Source organism: Burkholderia sp. Tr-20390 (genome assembly GCF_017104595.1).
Taxonomy (GTDB): domain Bacteria; phylum Pseudomonadota; class Gammaproteobacteria; order Burkholderiales; family Burkholderiaceae; genus Burkholderia.
Window position 1 is genome coordinate 1 of sequence record NZ_JAAGPC010000159.1, and the last position, 20,337, is coordinate 20,337.

General features: G+C 67.2%; 23 protein-coding genes and 1 tRNA gene. 7 read left to right on the forward strand and 17 right to left on the reverse strand.

The window, feature by feature from the left end; translation table 11 throughout:
• The first annotated feature begins 166 nt into the window (after positions 1-166).
• The gene (locus G3N98_RS30490) at positions 167-1,414 is read left to right on the forward strand and encodes a RhtX/FptX family siderophore transporter (protein ID WP_089463504.1); all 1,248 of its coding nucleotides are present in this window, start codon (positions 167-169) and stop codon (positions 1,412-1,414) included.
• A 194-nt stretch (positions 1,415-1,608) separates the two neighbouring features.
• Here G3N98_RS30490 and G3N98_RS30495 read toward each other — a convergent pair.
• A tRNA-Leu gene (locus tag G3N98_RS30495) sits at positions 1,609-1,693 on the reverse strand.
• Between the two features lie 141 nt (positions 1,694-1,834).
• Here G3N98_RS30495 and G3N98_RS30500 point away from each other — a divergent pair.
• On the forward strand, positions 1,835-3,160 hold the full coding sequence (locus G3N98_RS30500) for a leucine-rich repeat-containing protein kinase family protein (protein ID WP_206150300.1): 1,326 nt from the start codon (positions 1,835-1,837) through the stop codon (positions 3,158-3,160).
• A gap of 15 nt (positions 3,161-3,175) precedes the next feature.
• Here the strand turns inward: G3N98_RS30500 and G3N98_RS30505 are convergent, their stop codons facing one another.
• The 8 genes from G3N98_RS30505 to G3N98_RS30540 form a co-directional block, all read right to left on the reverse strand.
• Complete coding sequence (locus G3N98_RS30505; protein WP_206150292.1) at positions 3,176-3,805, reverse strand: LysE family translocator; 630 nt, start codon at positions 3,803-3,805, stop codon at positions 3,176-3,178.
• Between the two features lie 99 nt (positions 3,806-3,904).
• Complete coding sequence (locus G3N98_RS30510; protein WP_166895179.1) at positions 3,905-4,078, reverse strand: hypothetical protein; 174 nt, start codon at positions 4,076-4,078, stop codon at positions 3,905-3,907.
• A gap of 31 nt (positions 4,079-4,109) precedes the next feature.
• The gene (locus G3N98_RS30515) at positions 4,110-4,556 is read right to left on the reverse strand and encodes a copper chaperone PCu(A)C (RefSeq protein WP_206150293.1); all 447 of its coding nucleotides are present in this window, start codon (positions 4,554-4,556) and stop codon (positions 4,110-4,112) included.
• A gap of 80 nt (positions 4,557-4,636) precedes the next feature.
• Positions 4,637-5,002, reverse strand: coding sequence for a copper homeostasis periplasmic binding protein CopC (gene copC, locus G3N98_RS30520; protein WP_206150294.1), 366 nt, complete (start codon positions 5,000-5,002; stop codon positions 4,637-4,639).
• A gap of 302 nt (positions 5,003-5,304) precedes the next feature.
• Complete coding sequence (locus G3N98_RS30525; protein ID WP_174973664.1) at positions 5,305-5,682, reverse strand: DUF2946 domain-containing protein; 378 nt, start codon at positions 5,680-5,682, stop codon at positions 5,305-5,307.
• 101 nt (positions 5,683-5,783) lie between these two features.
• Positions 5,784-6,278 carry an SRPBCC family protein gene (locus G3N98_RS30530; protein ID WP_175240188.1) on the reverse strand — a complete coding sequence of 165 codons (495 nt, stop codon included), beginning with the start codon at positions 6,276-6,278 and terminating at the stop codon, positions 5,784-5,786.
• Positions 6,279-6,336: 58 nt separating this feature from the next.
• Positions 6,337-6,639, reverse strand: a complete 303-nt coding sequence (locus G3N98_RS30535; RefSeq protein ID WP_089426933.1) for a 2Fe-2S iron-sulfur cluster-binding protein — start codon at positions 6,637-6,639, stop codon at positions 6,337-6,339.
• Positions 6,640-6,727: 88 nt separating this feature from the next.
• The gene (locus G3N98_RS30540; protein WP_206150295.1) at positions 6,728-8,632 is read right to left on the reverse strand and encodes a sigma-54-dependent Fis family transcriptional regulator; all 1,905 of its coding nucleotides are present in this window, start codon (positions 8,630-8,632) and stop codon (positions 6,728-6,730) included.
• A 337-nt stretch (positions 8,633-8,969) separates the two neighbouring features.
• Between G3N98_RS30540 and G3N98_RS30545 the strand changes: the two genes are divergently transcribed.
• Both G3N98_RS30545 and G3N98_RS30550 read left to right on the forward strand, forming a co-directional pair.
• Positions 8,970-9,245, forward strand: coding sequence for a DUF2964 domain-containing protein (locus tag G3N98_RS30545; RefSeq protein WP_264163869.1), 276 nt, complete (start codon positions 8,970-8,972; stop codon positions 9,243-9,245).
• A gap of 240 nt (positions 9,246-9,485) precedes the next feature.
• The gene (locus G3N98_RS30550; RefSeq protein ID WP_011354308.1) at positions 9,486-9,773 is read left to right on the forward strand and encodes a DUF1488 domain-containing protein; all 288 of its coding nucleotides are present in this window, start codon (positions 9,486-9,488) and stop codon (positions 9,771-9,773) included.
• Positions 9,774-10,022: 249 nt separating this feature from the next.
• Here the strand turns inward: G3N98_RS30550 and G3N98_RS30555 are convergent, their stop codons facing one another.
• On the reverse strand, positions 10,023-11,324 hold the full coding sequence (locus tag G3N98_RS30555) for an NCS2 family permease (protein WP_089426935.1): 1,302 nt from the start codon (positions 11,322-11,324) through the stop codon (positions 10,023-10,025).
• 789 nt (positions 11,325-12,113) lie between these two features.
• Between G3N98_RS30555 and G3N98_RS30560 the strand changes: the two genes are divergently transcribed.
• A complete protein-coding gene (locus G3N98_RS30560) occupies positions 12,114-12,392 on the forward strand; it encodes a hypothetical protein (RefSeq protein ID WP_011354312.1) in 279 nt (92 codons plus the stop codon).
• 125 nt (positions 12,393-12,517) lie between these two features.
• On the opposite strand, the gene G3N98_RS30565 is transcribed toward G3N98_RS30560, so the two are convergent.
• From G3N98_RS30565 to G3N98_RS30590, 6 genes are all read right to left on the reverse strand, one after another.
• Positions 12,518-13,108: a DsbC family protein gene (locus G3N98_RS30565; RefSeq protein ID WP_206150296.1), complete on the reverse strand. Its 591-nt coding sequence runs from the start codon at positions 13,106-13,108 to the stop codon at positions 12,518-12,520.
• 154 nt (positions 13,109-13,262) lie between these two features.
• On the reverse strand, positions 13,263-13,850 hold the full coding sequence (locus G3N98_RS30570) for a hypothetical protein (RefSeq protein ID WP_206150297.1): 588 nt from the start codon (positions 13,848-13,850) through the stop codon (positions 13,263-13,265).
• A 25-nt stretch (positions 13,851-13,875) separates the two neighbouring features.
• Positions 13,876-14,163, reverse strand: coding sequence for a hypothetical protein (locus G3N98_RS30575; protein ID WP_089426937.1), 288 nt, complete (start codon positions 14,161-14,163; stop codon positions 13,876-13,878).
• A gap of 78 nt (positions 14,164-14,241) precedes the next feature.
• Complete coding sequence (locus G3N98_RS30580; protein WP_089426938.1) at positions 14,242-15,147, reverse strand: metal-dependent hydrolase; 906 nt, start codon at positions 15,145-15,147, stop codon at positions 14,242-14,244.
• A gap of 30 nt (positions 15,148-15,177) precedes the next feature.
• A complete protein-coding gene (locus G3N98_RS30585; protein ID WP_206150298.1) occupies positions 15,178-16,965 on the reverse strand; it encodes an SDR family oxidoreductase in 1,788 nt (595 codons plus the stop codon).
• Positions 16,966-17,010: 45 nt separating this feature from the next.
• Positions 17,011-17,910, reverse strand: coding sequence for a M24 family metallopeptidase (locus G3N98_RS30590; RefSeq protein ID WP_089475359.1), 900 nt, complete (start codon positions 17,908-17,910; stop codon positions 17,011-17,013).
• Positions 17,911-18,376: 466 nt separating this feature from the next.
• Here G3N98_RS30590 and G3N98_RS30595 point away from each other — a divergent pair, with 466 nt between their 5' ends.
• Together G3N98_RS30595 and G3N98_RS30600 are read left to right on the forward strand one after the other, a co-directional pair.
• A complete protein-coding gene (locus G3N98_RS30595; RefSeq protein ID WP_206150299.1) occupies positions 18,377-19,144 on the forward strand; it encodes a hypothetical protein in 768 nt (255 codons plus the stop codon).
• Positions 19,145-19,152: 8 nt separating this feature from the next.
• Complete coding sequence (locus tag G3N98_RS30600; RefSeq protein ID WP_241026152.1) at positions 19,153-19,383, forward strand: hypothetical protein; 231 nt, start codon at positions 19,153-19,155, stop codon at positions 19,381-19,383.
• 34 nt (positions 19,384-19,417) lie between these two features.
• Here the strand turns inward: G3N98_RS30600 and G3N98_RS30605 are convergent, their stop codons facing one another.
• Positions 19,418-20,191 carry a slipin family protein gene (locus G3N98_RS30605; protein ID WP_089475357.1) on the reverse strand — a complete coding sequence of 258 codons (774 nt, stop codon included), beginning with the start codon at positions 20,189-20,191 and terminating at the stop codon, positions 19,418-19,420.
• Positions 20,192-20,337 lie beyond the last annotated feature (146 nt).

Genomic DNA, 20,337 nt, shown 5'->3' on the forward strand with positions numbered 1-20,337 from the left:
TGGGTTCTGGCATCCGAAACCGGGCTGACCAGCAGCATCGTCACGACCGCGCCCGCGGAAGTGGCGAGCCCGATCGAAGCAAAGCCGAATGCGTCGAACAGAAAGCTGCCGAGCGGTGCGCCGGCCGGCGCCGAACCTTTTTAATGTCATGCAACTGGAGACTTCGATGCGCGATTTGCTCGAACATCGGCGCCTGGTCATCACGATCACGCTGCTTTACCTGTCACAGGGAATCCCGATCGGCATTGCGATGGACGCGATGCCGACCCTGCTGCGCCACGACGGCGCGCCGCTTCACGCACTGGCGTTCCTGCCGCTCGTCGGTTTGCCGTGGGTCGTGAAATTCCTGTGGGCGCCCGTCGTCGACAACCGCTGGTCGCCGCGCATCGGCCGGCGGCGCAGCTGGATGCTGCCGATGCAGACGCTCGTCGTGCTGTGCCTCGGCAGCCTCGCGCAGATCGGCATGACGGTCGCGACGGCCGGGTGGGCGGTCGGCCTGCTGGCCGTCGCGTCGCTCGCGAGCGCGACGCAGGACATCGCGAACGACGGAATGGCCGCCGAGCACTTCAGCGGCGACACGCTCGCGAAGATCAACGCGATCCAGATCGCGGGCGTGATGATCGGCTTCTTCGGCGGCGGCGCCGGCACGTTGACGCTGATCGGCCTGTTCGGGCAGCGGGCCGCGTTTCTCGCGCTGGCCGCCGTGCCGCTCGCGAGCCTCGCGTGCGTGCTGTGGGTGCTGCCGCGCGATGCGGATCGTGCACGTGTGCAAGCCGAACCCAACGCGAGCCTCGTGCGCTTCGCGAAGCGGCCGCGTTCGTGGTCGCTGCTGTCGTTGGCACTTCTGTCGGCGATGACGGCCGTGTCGGGCTTCGGCCTGTCGAAACTGTTTCTCAACGATGCGGGCTGGTCGCTCGACGCGATCGGGAAGCTCGGGATGGCCGGCGGCATCGTGACGGTCGTGCTCGGGTGCGGCGGCGGCGCGTGGCTTGTCCGGCGGCTCGGGTTGTGGCCTGCGTTTACGGCCGGCGTGAGCTGTGCCGGCGCGGCCGCGCTGCTGTGGTTCGCGCAGGCGAGCGGATGGCTGCCGGTGGCGTCGTCGTGGGCCTGGCTGTGCACGGTGCTCGGTTCGCTGGCGACCGGGATCACGTCGGTGTCGATCATGACGGCCGGCATGCGCTTCGCGGGCGGCAGCGACCAGGCCGGCACCGACGTGACGGCCGTGCAGAGCACGCGCGATCTCGGCGAGTTGATCGCGTCGTCGACGATTTTGTCGCTGACCGCGAAGGTGGGTTACACGGGCGGGTTTCTCGCCGGTGTGGCGCTGGCGGTGCTGGCCGCGTTGATCGCGATGCGGTTGCGGCGGCGGGAGGCGGCGTATGCGGTGAAGGGGGAGGATGCGCTGGCGTCGTGAGTGACATGACGTACGCGTACGCTTCCGGCTGTCCGGACGGCAGTCGGGAGCGCGCGCGAATTCGCAGCAGCATGGTGCCTGGTTGCAGCCTGATGTGGGAATCGGAAACAGCGGTGCGCGATTGCGCGGGATGATCGTCGATCGTTGCCGGAATGCGTTTGTCGCATGTCGCGCAACGATGAGAGAAGAAATCCTGGTGCCGACGGCGAGACTCGAACTCGCACAGCTTTCGCCACTACCCCCTCAAGATAGCGTGTCTACCAATTTCACCACGTCGGCACTGCAAGGGGCGCAATTCTAGCGCGACGTTGCGCGTTTGTGAAGGGGGTGTGACAAGATCGGTGAATGCACGCAGGCGATCCCGGTAGAATTCGGGCGATCGACCCGACGATCGTCGCAACCGCCACCCGTTTTCCCCGCGTGACACACACCCTCGAACAACTGCAGGCCGGCCAGCTCGCCGGCGCACGGCAACTCAAGCTCGCATGCGGGTTGACGGAATTCCCGCGCGCGATCTTCGATCTCGCCGACACGCTCGAAGTGCTCGACCTCACCGGCAATGCGCTGTCCGCACTGCCGGACGACCTGCCGCGGCTGCACCGCCTGCGCATCCTGTTCGCGTCCGGCAACCGCTTCACCGCGTTCCCCGACGTGCTCGGCGCGTGCGGGCAGCTCGACATGATCGGCTTCAAGGCGAACCGGATTCAAACGGTGCCGAGCGGGTCGCTGCCGCGCGCGCTGCGCTGGCTGATCCTCACCGACAACGCCATCGACGCATTGCCGGCCGATATCGGCGATTGCTCGCGGCTGCAGAAGCTGATGCTCGCCGGCAACCGGCTGCGCGCGCTGCCGGCGGAAATGGCCGCATGCCGCGCGCTCGAACTGGTTCGCCTGTCCGCGAACCGGCTGGACGCGCTGCCCGATTGGCTGCTGCGCTTGCCGCGCCTCGCATGGCTCGCCACCGCAGGCAACCCGTTCGGCGCCGCGCCGGAAGCCGCGGCGTCGGCCGGGCCCGAGGTCGCGAACGTCGACTGGGCATCGCTGGCCTGCGAGCAGAAGCTGGGCGAGGGTGCATCGGGCGTCATTTACCGCGCGCAGTGGCGCGCGGACGGGCATTCGCCACGGGCGGTCGCGGTCAAGCTGTTCAAGGGCGCGGTGACGAGCGACGGCCTGCCCGATTGCGAAATGGCCGCGTGCCTGCACGCCGGCCGCCATCCGAGCATGATCCCGGTGATCGGCAAGGTGAGCGGGCATCCGGACGGCACGCACGGCCTCGTGATGGAACTGGTCGATCCCGCGCTCACGAACCTCGCCGGGCCGCCGAGCTTCGCGACCTGCACGCGCGACGTGTATGCGGCCGATGCGAAATTCACGCCGGTGGAGGCGGTGCGGATCGCGCATGGCATCGCGTCGGTGGCGGGCCATCTGCATGCCCGCGGCATCATGCATGGCGACCTGTACGCGCACAACATCCTGCACGATGGCGAAGGCGGCGCGCTGCTCGGGGATTTCGGCGCGGCGTCGCTCTACGATGCGAACGATCGCACCCGTGCTGCAGCGTTCGAACGGATCGAGGTACGGGCGTTCGGCTATCTGCTCGGCGAGTTGCTCGAACGATGCGAGCCGCGCACGTGGGCCAGTCGAAACGCGCTCGATGCGCTCGCGGTGGCCTGCCTGAATGAAGACGTCGATGCGCGGCCGTCGTTCGGCGAGATCGCGGCCGAGCTGGCCGCACACACGCGCTGACGGGCGTGCGTCGGCTTACGCCTGACGCGCGGTCAGCAGCCTGATCCCCAGCCCGACGAACAGCAGCCCGCTGGCGCGCTTGAGCGCATGCACCGCGCGGCTCATGCCGAAGCCGCGATGGAAGCGGCGCACGCCGGCCGAATAGACGCTGTGAACGATCACCACCGTGCACGCGATCGTCGCGTACATCACGACGAACTGCAGCGCGAGCGGGCGGTCGTGCACGATGAACTGCGGCATGAACGCCGACAGGAAGATCATCGTCTTTGGATTGCTGCCCGACACGAACAGCGCTTCGCGGAACAGTTTCCCGCGGTCGGGCGCGGCGATTTCCGCTTCTCCGGTCGCAGCGGCGGCCTTGCGGTCGCCGCGCAGTTGCCGGACACCCAGGAAGATCAGGTACGCGGCGCCGACCACCTTCATCGCGACGAACAGCGGCGGCATCGCGGCCAGCACCGCGCCGACGCCGAGCGCGACGAGCACCACGACCACCCCTTGCGCGACGAGGTTGCCCGCGATCGTCGCGGCCGTGCCGTGCGTGCCGTAGCGCACCGTGTTGCGGATGACGAGCAGCACGTTCGGCCCCGGCGACAGCGTCGTGGCGAGATAGGCTGCGGCAAACAGCATCCAGGTCTGAATGGACATGCGGCGCTCCGAGAGGCGGTTCCGGCGGTCGGGATGAAGCGATGATGCCACGCCAATAATGGGCGCAGGCTCGCGCCGGAACCGCGCCGGCGCGGTGCGTCAGCTGGCGTCGCGCATGCAGTACGCCGGGATCGACGGCGGCGTATCGATCGCGGCGGGGCGCGTCATCCACGCGATCCACCCGGCCCATATCCCGCAGACGATCATCACGGCGACGTTCAGCGGTGTCCGGTAGCGGACGATCAGGTCGGCCAGCGGCAGGCGATGTTTCATGTGCATCTCCTTCGATCGGGGGCGGTGGACGTTACTGGCCGGCGTAGGTCGGCGCCTTGGCGTCGCAGGTCACGGACACCGTCGAGCCGTCCGCGAAATGCAGCCGGAGCGGCACCTTCGCGCCGGGCGCGACGGCCTGGCGCGGTTGCTCGAGCATCACGTGATAGCTCTTCGGCTTGAAGGTCAGCGTGCCGTGCGCGGGCACTTCGACGGCGTCGACATGGACCATCCTCGCGGTGCTGCCGCTCGTTTGCGTTTCATGCAGCATCGCCATCCCGTACGCCGGCGAGTCGAGGCCGGTCAGCGTGACGGGCGCGTCGCCGTCGTTCTTCAGCGTGAAGTAGCCGGACGACGGCACGGTGGCCGGCATCGCGCGAATCCAGCAGTTTTCTGCCTGCACGGCCGTTGCGGCGAACGTGGCGGGGGCTTGCAGCGCCAGCAGTGCGAACAGCAGGCCGGTCGGAATCGAGCGCTTCATGGTTGGTTCTCCTGATGGGTAGATGCAGTGGAAAAGGGGGCAACGCGGCCGGCACGGAACGCCGATGCGCATCGCGGACCTCATTTCAGCGTGAACGCGTAGTGGCCTTGCGTGCGATGGCCGTCGCTGGCCACCGCGATCCACGCGACCGTGTACGTGCCGGCCGTCAGGTTGGTCAGCGCGACCTGCATGCGCTTCCGGTTGCGCGCATCGACGGACGATTTCCCGTCGACGACCGATTGCCCATGGCTGTCGGTGACGGCGATCGAGCTGAAAGCGGGCTCGAGCGCTTCGCTGAAACCGATCGTGACTGCGTGCGGCGCGGTCGAAAGCATGGCGTCGGCAGCCGGTTCCTGCGTCTTCGGGAGCGCGTGGGCGTGGGCGGCCAGGGTGACGACGAAGCCGAGTGCGGCGAGCGCGCCACGAACGAAAGAGGGGGTGTTCATGATCGAATGTGCGAGTGGCGAATCGGATGGCGCAACACGGATTCGACGGACGGGTGCACGTGTACCCTCGCAGCAGCACCGAGGGCGGCTGGCGTCAGCGCGAGCGTGCGCGGCCGGACGTTCGCCCGCGAGCGAATGTCGGCGCGACAGTACGAACCGGAAGCCGCCAACCGCACGCACGGCACGACGCCGCGCGCAATACGGTGACACATGATCGTCCTTCGAAACGTGACAGGTCGCACACGCCGGCGGCGTGCGCGGGCCACGCGATGCTTGACGGCATCACGGGCATTGACGACGAATCAGGACGAGAACGGAGGGGCGCGCGGTTGCGCGGCCGTGTGCGGCAGCGCGCGGCGCAGGCTGTCGAAGCGGGTCGCTTCGCGATGCTGAATGACGTGCACGTTGGCCGCGAACGTCAGTTCGGGCGCGGGCAGTGCGGGTGTGTGAGCAAGCAGGCTGCAATAGCCGCATGCCTGGAGGTGGGCCGTCAGGCTCTTCTGCGACGAATCGGCGGCGCGCTCGCCGGTGGCCGGCGCGGCCGAGCAGTAGCCGGCCAGCAGCGTCTCGACGCGCTGCTGCGTCGTCAGTGCCTGCGAGATCGTCGGCGCGAGCGCCGTCATCAGGATGGCGAGCATCCCGATCAGACTGCCGATCTTCCGGAGGCGACGACTCAGCATGCGATGCGCGGTGACGTACAGGCGACGATGGAGCGGATTATGCCACGCACGTCGATGCGCATGTCGGCACGGACGCGCGCATCGACGTACGTGGCGGCGCGCTACGCGTGCTTCGCCAGGTATTTCGTGATCAGCGTCATCTGCGCGGCCCAGCCCTGGTCGTTCATCTCGCGCGCCTTCGCGCGGCGCGCTTCGATCAACTGGTCGAAACCCGTTTCGGTGACCGTGAGCAGCGTGCCGCCGGCCTGTGCGGCGAGCGTGAACGTGACGAGCGTCATCGGCTCGGACGCGTAATCGAAATTCGGGTCGATCGCGAACGGATGCCAGCGAAACGAGAACAGTTGCTTCGGCTCGACGCGGTCGACGACGATTTCGAACACAGTGCCCGCGTAGGGCTCTTGCGCCTTGGCGACGTCGTCGTCGACGCGTGTCGGCGTGATGCGGCCGAACAGCGGCTGGCCCGCCGTGAACGGCCCGTCGAACGTGACGCCGAACCACTGGCCGAATTCGCCGGAATTGCTGACGGCTTCCCACACGCGGTCGGGCGATGCGTTGAGCTGGGCCTGTTTCTCGATGCGATCGGTTTGCTGGGTCATGACGTTCTCCACTCCGGATCAACCTTTGCTGGATGGCATGCGCGAGCGCACGCCGCGTCTAGTCGAGCATGACCGCGTCGGGTACGTCGAGCACGAGGTCCGACGTCGCGACGGCCACGCACGGCAGCGTATAGCCGTCGGCTTTTTCCTCGCGGCTCAGCCCCGGCCATTCGATCGTGTAGCGTACGCTGCCGCTGACGATCCGGCAAAGGCAGCTTCGGCACGTGCCGTTGCGGCACGAGCGCGGCAGCGACACGTGCGCGAACGCGGCGGCTTCGAGCAGCGTCAGCGAATCGGGCGCATCGAAGGTCGCGCCGAGCGGCTCGATGCGCACGAGGGGCAGGTGTTCCGGATCGGTCATGGCGGAGGCAGAGGCGGGCGGCGGTTCGGCGGCAACGCGCCAAGCATACCCGAACGTGCTGGCGGCCGGCGCCGGCCGGCCGCCGGCGTCAGTGCCGGCGCAGGTGCCGGTACACGGTATTGCGGGCGAGACCGAGCTCGCGCGCGGCCGCCGATACGTTGCCGCCATGCCGCGCGAGCACGGCGTCGATCACCGCGGCCTGATGGCTTTGCAGTGTCGTGCCTTCGTGCGTGGCGGCCGATGCGGCCGGCGCCGCGGCGGCGGGCGCTGCCGGTGCGTCGTCGCAATCGAGCCAGAAATCGTCGGGCAAATGGGCGAGCGTGATTTCCGCTTCGTCTTCGGCGAGCATGCCGGCCGTACGCAGCACGTTGGTCATCTGGCGCAGGTTGCCGGGCCAGCGGTGGCGCGTGAACGCGTCGAGCACGTCGGCCGCGATGCGGCGCGGCATCGGTTCGCTGCGCGCGAGCCGCGCGAGAATCCGCTCGACGAGCGCGGGCAGGTCGGTGCGTGCGGCGAGCGCCGGCAGCGTGACCGCGAGCCCGTTGATCCGGTAGAACAGGTCTTCGCGGAACGTGCCTTCCGCGATCATCGCGCGCAGGTCGCGGTGGGTCGCGCAGACCACGCGTACGTCGACCGGCACCGCGCGCGCACCGCCGAGCGGCATCACCGCGCGTTCCTGCAGCACGCGCATCAGCCTGACCTGCTGCGCGAGCGGCATGTCGCCGATTTCGTCGAGAAACAGCGTGCCGCCGTCGGCCTGCACGATCTTGCCGGGGCTGCCGCGCTTGCGTGCGCCGGTGAATGCACCGTCCTCGTAACCGAACAGTTCGGCCTCGATCAGCGAATCGGGCAGCGCCGCGCAGTTGACCGCGACGAACGGGCCGTCCGCACGCGGCGATGCCTGGTGCAGCGCACGGGCGAGCCATTCCTTGCCGGTGCCGGTCTGGCCGAGGATCAGCAGCGGCAGGTCGCGCCCGCGGATCTTCGCGACGCGTTCGAGCACGGCGGCCATGCGTGCGTCGCCCGTGTCGAGCGTCGCGAACGTGATCGTGTCGGGATCCGGCGTGCGCACCCGTGCGGCGGGCGCGGGCGGCGTGACGGCGACGGTGGTCTTGTGCGCTTCCGCGAATTCGCAGCGCGCCAGCACGCGGACGCCGGTCGACAGCGTGAGGCGGAACATCGCACCCGGCGCGCGTGCCGCCTGCTGCGCGAGCTGGCCGAAGCGCATGCCGAACAGCGCGTCGCTGGCCTGATGCTGCAGTGCGTCGAACGACGCACCGAGCTGGAATTGCGCGCTGCGGTTCGCGGCGATCAGCCCGCCGTCGGGGCCGAAGGCGACGAGCCCGGCGAACAGCGAATCGACGCATTCCTCGTGTGCATGAAAGCGCAGCCGCAACGCTTCCGCGCACTGGTTCGCGAACAGGTGGTTCTCGATCAGTTGCGCGGACATCCGCACGAGCGCGAGCGTATGCGGACTCGAGCCGCGCGGGTCGCCGCTGACGTCGAGCGTGCCGAGCGTGCGGCCGAACGGGTCGAAGATCGGTGCGCACGAGCAGGTGAGGATGTGATTGGCGCGCAGGAAGTGTTCGGACCCATGCACGGCGACGGCCTGGCCCGATGCGAGCGCGGTGCCGATCGCGTTGGTGCCGCGTGCGCCTTCCGCCCACGACACGCCGGTACACAGCGCGACGCGGTTGGCTTTCTCGATGAAGTCCGCGTCGCCGATGCTGTGCAGGATCACGCCGTCGGCGTCGGTCAGCAGCACGAGGCTTTGCGTGTCGGCGATCTGCGCGTGAAGGTTCTCCATCACCGGGCGGGCGTGCGAGAACAGTGCGTGATTCGTGTCGAGCAGTTCGCGCAGCGCGAGGCGCGACAGCGGCGAGAAATCCGGGCGTTCGTGCGCGCGCAGGCCGACCGCGGTCGAACGCGCATGCGCCTGCGCGAGCAGGTCGGTGCGACCCGCGGTGGCGGGCAGCACGAAAGGTTGCGGCATGACTTGTCTCCTGTCGGTCCCAGTTAGCGCTTTAGCGCTTACTGGGACCCCATGCTTCGCGGTCGACAGCAGTTAGCGCTTTAGCGCTTACTGCATGTCCCATGCTTCGCGGTCGAACCCGGTGAGCATTTCAACACTCACTCAGGCCCCATGCTCCTCGAAATCGGCCGATCCGGCGCACGCATACGCACCGGAATCCTCTACGGATTCCCGCCTTCGCGTGCGGCGCACCATCGGTGTGCGAACGGCAACCATCCGGGTACGCATCATCATACAAGCGCCGCGTACGAAGCGCGACCGCGAACAAAATCCCCTTGCTTTTAAATGCCCGCCTGCAATGATGGAAATGGAGCACGCACGCGCCGTGTTCCGCATTGCAACATGCATGCGACGCGACATGCATCCGTTCGGGAGACGCATCATGGTTCGGACGGAACTGAGAGTCGTGCTGGCGGCCATCGCCACATTCATCATGCTGGGCGGCATCGCCGTGGCGATCCACGGGCTGCTGTTCGATCTGACCGATGCGGTGCGATACGGGGCGGCCGCGATCGCGGTGGGCGCCACGACGGCTGCCATCGCGCTCAACGTCTGGCCGAACGACCCTCACTGACGCCGGTTTCCGAAACGGTGCCGGATGCCGCGCTGATCTGATGAAAGGCGCGTCGGAACGACGCACGCCGGAAAATTTGTCTCCTGCGCGAAACCGTCTAAAGTGGAAATCAACCGGCATGCATTGTCCGCGCCTATCCCCGCGGGCGGTGCCTCCGCCGGCGAGCCCGCGTACATTTCGTCCGGCCGGTAGCGGACGACGGACGCGGTCATTCGTTTTCTACCGGTCGAGGCGGCTCCCATGCAGATCCATTTCACGAACGAGAAGCCCGAGTATTCGGGGCGCGACCTGATGCTGGCGTTCACGGCGTTGGTCAATGGCGAGCGCGTCCAATGTCAGATCACCGCCGAGGCGCTGGAAGATCACTTCGGCGCGGCGTCGCCGCGCTTCGAGGACATGGTCGGCGCGTTCGATCAGCACCGCGACCGTATCGAGGCGGCTGCACGCCGCCTGCTGTCGGAGACGCGCGCGCAATGCGTGACGCTGCGCAGCGGCTACGTCCGCTTCTACGAGGCCAACTGGCGCTGACGACACGACGCCCGTCTTGCGGCGCACGTCGCTGAACGCTGCGCATGCGAAGACGTTGCCTTGCACGCAATGCCGTTCGGCGGGGCCGGGCGGCATTTTCGTATGCGGGCCGCACCGGCTTGCCCGACCGTCGGCATGGCCGTGCGTGTCGATTCGTCAGGATCGCAGAAGAATCATGCGAAAACGAAAACGCCACCCGAAGGTGGCGTTTTTTCATCGTGCATCATGCCGCGCGCCGAAGCGCCGCCGTCATTCGCTGCCGAGATAGAAGAAGCGGAACAGGAACACGGCGGCGATGAGCCACACGATCGGCTTGACCGAGCGGGCCTGGCCGGTCAGCAGCTTGAGGCCGCCGTACGCGATGAAGCCGAATGCCACGCCGTTCGCGATCGAGTACGTGAACGGCATCAGCAGGGCGGTCAGCGCGGCCGGCACGGCTTCCGTGGCATCGTCCCACGGCACCTCGACCATCTCGCGCAGCATCAGGCACGACACGTACAGCAGCGCCGGTGCCGTCGCGTACGCCGGCACGACGCCGGCGAGCGGCGCGATGAACAGGCACGCGAGGAACAGCACCGCGACGGTGATGGCCGTCACGCCCGTGCGGCCGCCGGCCTGCACGCCCGACGCGCTTTCGATATACGCGGTGGTCGACGACGTGCCGAGCACCGAGCCCGCGACGATCGCCGTGCTGTCGGCGAGCAGCGCCTTGTTCAGGCGGTTCATCTTGCCTTCGACGAGCAGGCCCGCGCGGTTCGCGACGCCCATCAGCGTGCCCGTCGCGTCGAACAGCTCGACGAGGAAGAACACGAGGATCACGTTGATGATGCCGGTCGACAGCGCGGCGCCGATGTCGAGCTTGAACAGCGTCGCGTCGATCGACGGCGGCGCGGAGAACACGCCGTGGAACTGGTTGTCACCGAAGAAGAACGACAGGATCGTCACGCCGATGATGCCGATCAGGATCGCGCCGCGCACGCGCAGGTGGTCGAGCGTGACGATCGTGAAGAAGCCGACGATCGCGAGGATCGTGTCGTGCTTGTGCAGGTCGCCCAGCGTGACGAGCGTGGCCGGGTTGCCGACGATCACGCCCGACGTCTTCAGCGAGATGATGCCGAGGAACAGGCCGATACCCGCGGTGATCGAGATCCGCAGCGATTTCGGAATGCCGTTGACGATCGCCTCTCGTACGCGGAACAGCGTGACGAGCAGGAACAGGCAGCCGGAGATGAACACCGCGCCGAGCGCGGCCTGCCACGTGAAGCCCATCCCCTTCACGACCGTGTACGCGAAATACGCGTTCAGGCCCATGCCGGGCGCGCATGCGATCGGGTAGTTCGCGTACAGCCCCATGATGAGCGACGCCAGCGCCGCGACGAGGCAGGTCGCGACGAACACGGATTCCTTCGGCATGCCGGCGTCGCCGAGGATCGCGGGGTTGACGAAGATGATGTAGGCCATCGTCAGGAACGTGGTGACGCCCGCGAGTATTTCGGTGCGGAAGTCGGTGCCGGCTTCAGCGAAGCCGAAATACCGCTTGATGGATTCCATGAAGGCGTTTCTCCGGTCGGTTGTCGTGTTGCTTGTTGTGCCGAATTGTTGTAAAGGCAGCGCGGCCGGCTTACTGTAACCAGCCACTATTGCCCGGCTATCGGCGGATTGTAATAGCGCGGATAGCTCGGACGATATAGTTGGAGGGCACGATCGAAAGATCGATCGGCTGCCTGCGCGCGAACGGTCTGGCAGCCCGGCCGCGCGACGAAGGCGCGCATTTTACCGGTTCGGGCGGAACGGGCCGGCAGAAATGGCTGAAACGGGAGCGGGATGCGCGAACGACGCCGGCCGATGCGTGCGCAACGGCGTGCAAGACGGCACGCGCGGTGGATCACGCGGCGTGGATGCGGGACGATGACATCCGACTGAAACGGAGCGCCCGCATGCTGCACGAACGCGGGGCAGGCGGCGCGTGCGCGCGAACGCACGTGCGTGGCCGGTGCGGATGCCCGGCAGCGGCGTGCAGCGGCCATTCGTCAGTCCAGGCGGGTGCAGATATCGGGCTATCGTGCGCCGAAGCCGTCCCGCCCGCAACTGTCATTTCGCGAAGCGGGGGCGACTGTGGTTTCTGTGTAAAAGATTGCAAGACCCCATCGCATAAACCGGCAAGTCTTTCTAGGATAGAAACACCGCGCATGCATACGCCGGCCAGTAATTGCCGACGCGGGGGAGTCGCAGTCCGTGCAGGCCAGGCGGTGAAGTGCGGTCAAGGCCGTTGCGTGTTCGGGCAGGCACGGCCGCTTGCGATTGCCCGATGCGGGTTCGTCCGTAATCACGGAGGTCAGCATGTTGAACTGGATCAGCCGTTGGGCGATGCGACACGCCCCCACGCCGGAAAAAACCGCTGCGTCGATGCTCGTGACGGCGCGCATGGAACTGTTCGCTGCCGAACAGCGCGTCATCGACGCGAAATTACAAGCGGATTACTGGCGTACACGTGTGTCATTCCTGGAAGAGGTGCAGAAGCAGGGCATCGATCCGTGGGTGACCTCGCAGGCAGCGCAACGTCCCGACCTCGAGTCCACTCCCCGAAGCACGGGCCCGCGTCTCGCCGCCAGCACCTGATGCCCCTGCTGCATCCCGTCGCTGCGCACGGCGCGCGATCGGTCGCGGCACGCACCGGCGTGCCGCGTCATTGAAAGCGCACCCGCGATGCGATAGCGCGTCGCGGGTGCGTGCATTTCCTCGATTCAGTCATTCAGCAACGTTTCGATGGCGGGTGCGGAAACCGCACCGGACATCATGCGGCCGTTCGCGTTGAACAGCGTCGGCGTGCCGCGCAGGCCCAACGCAAGGCCGAGCGAGCGGATCGGTGCCAGCGGTGCGGCACACGTGCCGGCGGCAGGTTGCACGTTGTCGATCATCCACGCTTTCCACGCCGCATTCCGGTCATCCGCGCACCAGACGCCGCGCGCATGCGCGGCGGCCTGCGGATGGAGTCCCTCGAGCGGATAGAGGAAGGTGTGAATGGTCACGTTGTCGATCCGTTCCAGCGTGCGCTCCAGTCTTTTGCAATAGGAACAATCCGGATCGGAGAAGACGTAGAGCGTCCGCTTGCCGTTGCCGCGGACCGTCTGGATCGCGTGGGCGCGCGCCATCGACGCCAGAACCGCGCCGGTGTCGCGCGCCGCAATGCGGGTGCCGGGGGGCAGCGTGAGCGCGCCGGAAGACGCCGCGGGCGTGCCGTGACTTGCCGGTGCGGGCGCCGCGTTCAGGATGGAGGGGAGGCTCGCGAGCAGGCTCGAAAGCACGGTCAACCGGAGCAGCATTCGTTTTGTCATGTTGATTCGGCATGCGAATAATTTGGAAGATCTGCACACCACGTACGTACGTGACCAACGAGTGCGAGTCCGGTTCAGTGCATGGCGTGAACGCGTCGGCGATGCCCGGCCGGCCGGGCATCACGCCGGCGTGCTCGGGCAACGCGCACGGCGTTCAGTGGCTGGCGGCTTCCGCGCTTGCCTGGTCGTTCGCGTGGTCGCTGGTCTGTTGCTGGGCAGCGGGCGCGTCGTGGTCAGGATCGTCGCAGGCCACGGCGTTGCCGCTGACGGCGAATGCTGCGGCGAGAGCAAGTATCACTCGGGATGCGTTCATCAGATAATCTCCGGTTTCGATGGGTGGGAACGCCTTCTCGGGTGACACAAGGCGTTCGGGATTCGTAGTGTGTCCGCGCCGCATCGATGCGACCAACTTCCTGAAGAGAATCTCAATACGCGGGTGCTTTCGGTCCCGTGTTCCCGCCGGCGCGAGCGTCGCGGGCGGCTGACGGGCAACGTGCTTGCGCGGCCCGTCGTGTTCTCCGTTCGATTCACTGGACCGGACGGACGGCGCGCAACCTCGAAAAAAAGCCTCGACCGTTTCCGGCGAGGCCTGGTGTGACGGGCGGCGGTACCCATCGGCGCGCTGACGCCCCAGCGTCATCGATGACGCACCGTTTCGTGCCGGTGCCCGGCGATGGATCGCGATGGCAATGAGCGCGAACACAGGCACGCGAGCGCGTGCGTCGCCGCGCGGCGGCGTCAATGGCAGTGTTCGACGCGGGCGCGGGTCACGCGTCGCGTTGCGCGAGCCCGTTCACGAGCAGCTCGGACAGCAGGCCCGTCATCCCTTCCGGGTGCGTGGCCGCGCGGGCCTTGAGCTGTTCGACGAGGTCGGCATTGAGCTTGCAGGCGAACGGCACGAGGCCCTGTTCCTGGTCGAGCTTGCGCTGCGCGCGGCGGTCGAGCTTGGTGGCTTCTTCGGCGCCCTTGCCGAAACGCGCGGAGCTGGATTGCTTCAGCGCGTGCGTCAGCTTGAGCGCCTTGTTCTTTTCGAGATCGGTTTTCTTCATGGCCATCGCGGCACCTCCGGGAAATGAAGCCGCGATTGTACGCATTTCGGCGGGCGACGCCCGCCGAGCCCGCAGGAAACCCGTTCAGGCACCCTTCGTCGTGCCCCAGTTGCCGCCGTGCGCGGCCGCCTGCGCGGCCGGCGAGCGGGCGAGATAGGCGAGCGCCTGTTCGGTCGAGCCTTCGTGGTGCGGCGTATAGCCCGGCTTGAAATAGCGCAGCGCCGCGCCGATCACCTTCCAGAACGACGGCAGGTGCCCGCGCCGCGAGCCTTGCCACCACGCGAGCACGAAACCCGGGTAGCGGCCGGCGGCCGGGTCGCGCCGGTACATGAACTTCGCGCCCGTCGTGATGTAGTAGAGCAGCAGCAGGATCACGAACGCCATGTGCACGCAGCGCTCCGGATAGGTGCCGCCCAGGTGCCGGTAGATGTCGAACGCGACCGTGCGGTGCTCGACTTCCTCGGCGCCGTGCCAGCGCAGCAGGTCGACCATCGTCGGGTCGGCCTTGCCTTCGTCGAGCCCGTGCGCGTTGAGCACCCAGTTGCCGAGATAGCCGAAGAAATGCTCGAGCGACGCGATCACCGCGAGCTGCTGGCGCAGCCAGAAACGCGTGTGGCCGATCTTCAGCCCGAGCGGCTGCTCGCCGAGCACGCGCGTGAAGAGGCGATTGAGCTTCTGCGTGAACGGTTTCGTGTCGATTCCGTGCCGGTCGTAGTAGTGCTTGAGCACGCCGCCGTGCGAACGCGAATGCACGGCTTCCTGCCGCAGGAAGCCTTCGGCCTCGTCGCGCAGGCGCGCATCGGTGATCAGCGGCAGCGCCTTGTTGTACACGCGGCAGAACCACAGCTCGCCTTCCGGGAACAGCAGGTTCAGCGTGTTGATGATGTGCGTGCTGCCCGGGTCGTTCGGCACCCAGGTAACCGGCGTGTCGCTGAAGTCGAACTTCACGTGCCGGGCCTTGATCTTGTGATAGTCGGCGGTATCGGTCATCTGTGTCTCCCTGTGCGGCGTCGTGCGCCGTCAATGCGATGCCATGCTGACGCGGGCGATCATCCGGCCGAGCCACGGCATGAAGCGGCCGACGAAGCGCATCGCGTGCGCCTCGCCGCCGACCGCGACGACGGGGCGGTTGCGCAGCACGCCGTCGACCATCGCCTGCGCGACGGTTTCGGGCTTCAGGCCGCGCATCTGGTACAGCTTCGTCGCGCGCTTGCGCAGCCGCGCTTCGTCCTGTGCGTTGGCGCCCGCGTATTGCGTCGACGCCATGATTCCGGTCTCCGCGAAGCCGGGGCACACGGCCGTCACGCCGATGCCTTGTTCCGCGAGTTCCGCGCGCATGCATTCGCTGAGCATCAGCACGGCAGCCTTCGTCGTCGCATACGCGGGCAGGTCGCGCGACGGCCCGAACGCGGCGGCCGAGGCGGTGTTGACGATGTGCCCGCCGGTGCCGCGCGCGGCCATCTGCTGCGCGAACAGCCGCGAGCCGTGGATCACGCCCCACAGGTTCACGTGCAGGATGCGCTCCCAGTGCCGCGTGCTCGTGTCGAGGATGCCGCCGGCCATGCCGATGCCCGCGTTGTTGATCACGACGTCCGCGCCGCCGAGTTCGCTGCCGACCCACGTCGCCAGCGCTTCCATGTCGTCGGCGGACCCGACGTCGACCCGCTTCGCGTGCGCTTGCGCACCGGTCAGCCCAATCAGCAGCGCGGTGCGTTCGGCGCTCGCGGGATCGATGTCGCACGCGACGACCGTCGCGCCTTCGCGGGCGAACGCGAGTGCCGCGCAGCGCCCGATGCCGCTGCCCGCGCCGGTCACGACCGCGACCTTGCCGCTGAAGCGGCCGCTCGTGGCGCGGCGGCGCGCGTTCGCGAGCGCGGGCGGTTCGTTGCCCGATTCGACCGCGTCGATCAGTTGCCCGGCGAGCGCCGCGAAGCGTGTCGGATCGGCGAGCGGCAGCCAGTGGCCGGCCGCGACTTCACGGCGGTAGTACTGCGGCACCCAGCGCGACAGGTTCTCGGACAGCGCGGGGCTCACGTATTTGTCGCCGAGCGGCACGATCGTCTGCACCGGCGCATGCGCGTAGCGTTCGCGCGGCGCGAACAGGCAGCGGATGAAGTTCGCGCGATAGAGGCGCACGCCGCGCGCGCCGTCGTCGGCTTGCGTCGGGCGCGGCGTGGCGGGCGTTTTTTCGAGCCGGTGCAGCAGGCGGGGCCACGCGCGGCCGAGCCACAGCCGCCAGCCGAGCTCGGGGATGAACGGCAGGTGGAACAGGTATACGTACCACGACCGCACGAGCTGGCCGCCGAGCTTGCCGAGCGACGCGGGCGTCGGGCGCAGCACGCGTTCGCGCAGCCAGAAGCCGACGTGGTCGAGGCACGGCCCCGAGCACGACGTGTACGACGCGATGCGGCCGGCGAGGCGCGGATCGGTGACGAACTCCCAGCCCTGGATCGAGCCCCAGTCGTGCGCGACCAGGTGCACGGCGCGGCCGGGGCAGAGCGCGTCGATCACCGCGACGAAGTCGTCGGTCAGCTTCGCGAGGTGGTAGTCGGCCGTGCGCTTCGGCACGCCGGACAGGCCCGCGCCGCGCACGTCGTATGCGATCACGTAGTGCTTGCGCGCGAGCAGCGGCGCGACGTGCTGCCAGACGCTGCTGTCGTCGGGGTAGCCGTGCACGAGCACGACCGGCGAGCGGGCCGGGTCGCCCCAGGTCTTGACCGCGAGCGTCAAGTCGCCGGAGGCGACCGCCGTTTCGCTGTGAACCGATTCGAACAGGGCCAGCGGCGCTTCGTCGGAAAGAGGCTGCATCGTGAGTCCGTCGTTCAGGGAGTCGGGAGGAGGGGCGCGTGCGGGTCAGGCGGCGGCCGGCACGGTCGCGGCGGCCTGCATCCGCTCGGCCTGGCGGCGCTGCCAGCGGCGCACGTGCGGCAGGTCGTCGTCGAGCCAGTACGCGTCGTCTTCGGTGATGACCAGCAACTCTTCGAATTTCGCGCCGACGCCGGCGAAGCCGAGATGCGGCTCGACGGCCCACAGGCCCGGCACCGGCGCATGCTCGGAGCGGCGGTCGATCGACCACAGCGGCGACCAGCCTTGCTGTTTCGCCGCGCGGCCCTGGTCGAGCAGCAGGTTGCGCGTCGCGTTCAGCCCGAAGCGCGCGACGAAGCGCGGTTTCGACAGCTTGTGGATCTTCGCGACGCGATGCGCGAGCACCTTGAACGGATAGGCCTTGTGGCGCGGCTCGACACCCTGGCGGCGGCACAGCGCGTCGACTTCCTGCGCGACCTCGGCCATCGGCCGGCGTGCCTTCACGAGCCGCACGATCATGTCGCGGTGGTCCATCAGGTCGTCCTGCAGCTGTTCGAGGATCGGGTTGTGGCCGAGGCAGTGCGCGTAGCCGACGTCGGCCACGATGCCGTCGAGCACCGGCGCGACGTCGAGGATCACCGGCATGTCGGTTTCGAGCTGCCGGTTGCTCGGGAAGAACGCGAGATTGAAGCCGCCCATGTGCTTGAGGCCCGAGAAGCCTTCGAACGCGGTGCGGTCGCCGAACCACGCGAACGGCTTGTGCAGCCAGTCGTGCACGCCGTTGTCCTGCAGCCATTCGGTCAGCAGGCGCGCGGCTTCCTTTTCGGTGATGCCGGGGTAGAGCATCGCGCCGACGGTTTCGACGCAGCGGTACGCCAGCTGCTGGACCGCACGGAATTGCGGCAGCTCGTCGAGGTGGACTTCCGGCAGCGGGGGATGGTCGGCCATGATGCGTCTCCGTTTGGGGCGCTGATCCGGAATGCGCCCGCCGGCGTCACCGTCACGGGTTATTCAGTCAGCATTTAATGTGTCATTGAGCGATGTAATGATCATAGACGGTTCCGGGACGCGCGCCAGCCCCAAAGGGTGAGGATTTGTCCTAATGGAAGGGGGAAATGGAGGGGAGGCTCTAGAGTCGGGGTGCCGGGATCGTGGCCAGCCTGGTGCCCCACGGGATGCTCCGATGACACTTGTTGATGGTTCTGGTTCACCGCAAAAGACACTCGGCAAGGGCCTGCATCCGCGCTGCCACGCTGTTTCGTGACGTCTGCCGCCATTTCACGCGTGGCGCGCGAGTCTCCAACGCCTGTTTCGTGGCCGGTCCGTCCCTACCATGCAGCCGTTGAGCGCGTGACGTCGGGGCACGATCGTGACTCCCGGATGACCTGTTGAGCGCTCTCGGAACGGACATGCCATGTCCTTTGAACTCGAAATAGGTGTGGGCCGACATTGCACGTTGTATTCGCCCGGTGAATATCGCGCGCGCTTCCCGACCGGCACACCGGGGGAAAAAACGGGAAAGGCGTTCATCGGATCCGCAGTCGCGAGCGATTTGGCGCGAAATAAGGAGCAGCTGTCGTCCCTGAGCAATTTCCTGCGCGACTGCCGTGTTGCCTCCGCCGCACATGATGTCGCCGAACCGATGCGGCTTTTGCACGGATTGCAGCGCGCCGTAACCGGTGGTGATGTGGTTGCAGTGGTTGAGCCGCTACGGTCAATCGGCGTGCCGGGGCCCAGGTCTGAGGAACGGCTGCGGCCGAGATCGATCACGCTCACGCCATCTCAACTTTTTGGGCGCGTTACCAGGGCCACGGTCGACCGATTTGCACCTGTTCTCGCGAGGCGCAAGTTGCCTGCGGAGGATGGAATCGCCGTCTGGTTTGCAAATCCGGGGGATGTGCTGCCCGATGGCACGATCGCCATGGCGCTCGGCAATGCGCAACCGTTTCCGTATGTGCCTGGCGAGGCTGTTGGCGACGCGATCGAGATCGCATCGGCCAATCGAGGAGAAATGTTCGCCTGCGATGTCATTTCCGCGGAATGCAAAGGCTCCGTATTGCGCGAATTTCCGAGCCAGTATCTTGGCGTGAAGCTGGACGATATTCAGAGCGATGCACGCAATGGGGTCAAGGACGCGCGCAAAGCACTTAAACTGCTCAACGACAACCGATTCAAGAAATAGGATCCAGCATGACTCATCCGATTTTTGACCTGCTGACGAAGCTGGACAGCGCACATGTGGCTTATGCGCTCGGTCGCCATCGTCCCGACACCATTCTCGTTTCCGTGACGGTCGTGGGACAGCGCATCGAGATCGACGTGTTCGATGACGGACACATGGAAGTTTCCCGATTCGTGGGTAACGAGGACGTCGAAGGCGGTGTTGAACTGATTGACGCAATCCTGGCATCGGCGGCCTAGGGGAGGCGATCGGCGTACGCAAGGCTGCGTGCGCTCACCCCTCCCGCTTCCCCCCCAACCGCTCCAGCAACGCCCCCAGCAGATCGACCGGCAGCGGAAACACGATCGTCGAGTTCTTGTCCGCCGCGATCGTCGTCAGCGTCTGCAGGTAGCGCAGCTGCATCGCCTGCGGCTGCAGCGCGAGCCGCTGCGCGGCCTGCAGCAGTTTCTCCGACGCCTGCAGCTCGCCTTCCGCATGAATCACCTTCGCGCGCCGCTCGCGCTCGGCCTCGGCCTGGCGCGCGATCGCGCGGATCATCGTCTCGTTCAGGTCGACGTGCTTGATCTCGACCGTCGACACCTTGATCCCCCACGCATCGGTCTGCGCGTCGAGCGTCTTCTGGATGTCGGCGTTCAGCTGCTCGCGCTCGGCAAGCAGCGCGTCGAGTTCGTGCTTGCCGAGCACCGCGCGCAGCGTCGTCTGCGCGAGCTGGCTCGTCGCCTCGAAGAAGCGCGCCACCTGGATCACGGCCTTCTCCGGATCGACCACGCGGAAATACACGACCGCATTGACCTTCACCGACACGTTGTCGCGCGTGATCACGTCCTGCGCGGGCACGTCGAACACGACGGTGCGCAGGTCGATCCGCACGACCTGCTGGACGATCGGGATGATCAGCACGAGCCCCGGCCCCTTCACTTTCCAGAACCGGCCGAGCATGAACACCACGCCGCGCTCGTACTCGCGGAAGATGCGGATCGACGACGCGATGAGCACCACGACGAAGACGATCAGGATGCTGCTGAAGCCGAACGTGAAACCGATCATGAAGGTTCTCCCTGGTGTCGTTCTCGATGGGGTTCCTGCCCCGGTACGTCGTAGAGCGGGGCGACCGTGAGCAGCAGCCCGTGGCGGCCGGTGACGCGCACGCGGCAGCCGGCGGCAAGCGGCGCGCTGCTGGCCACGCGCCAGCG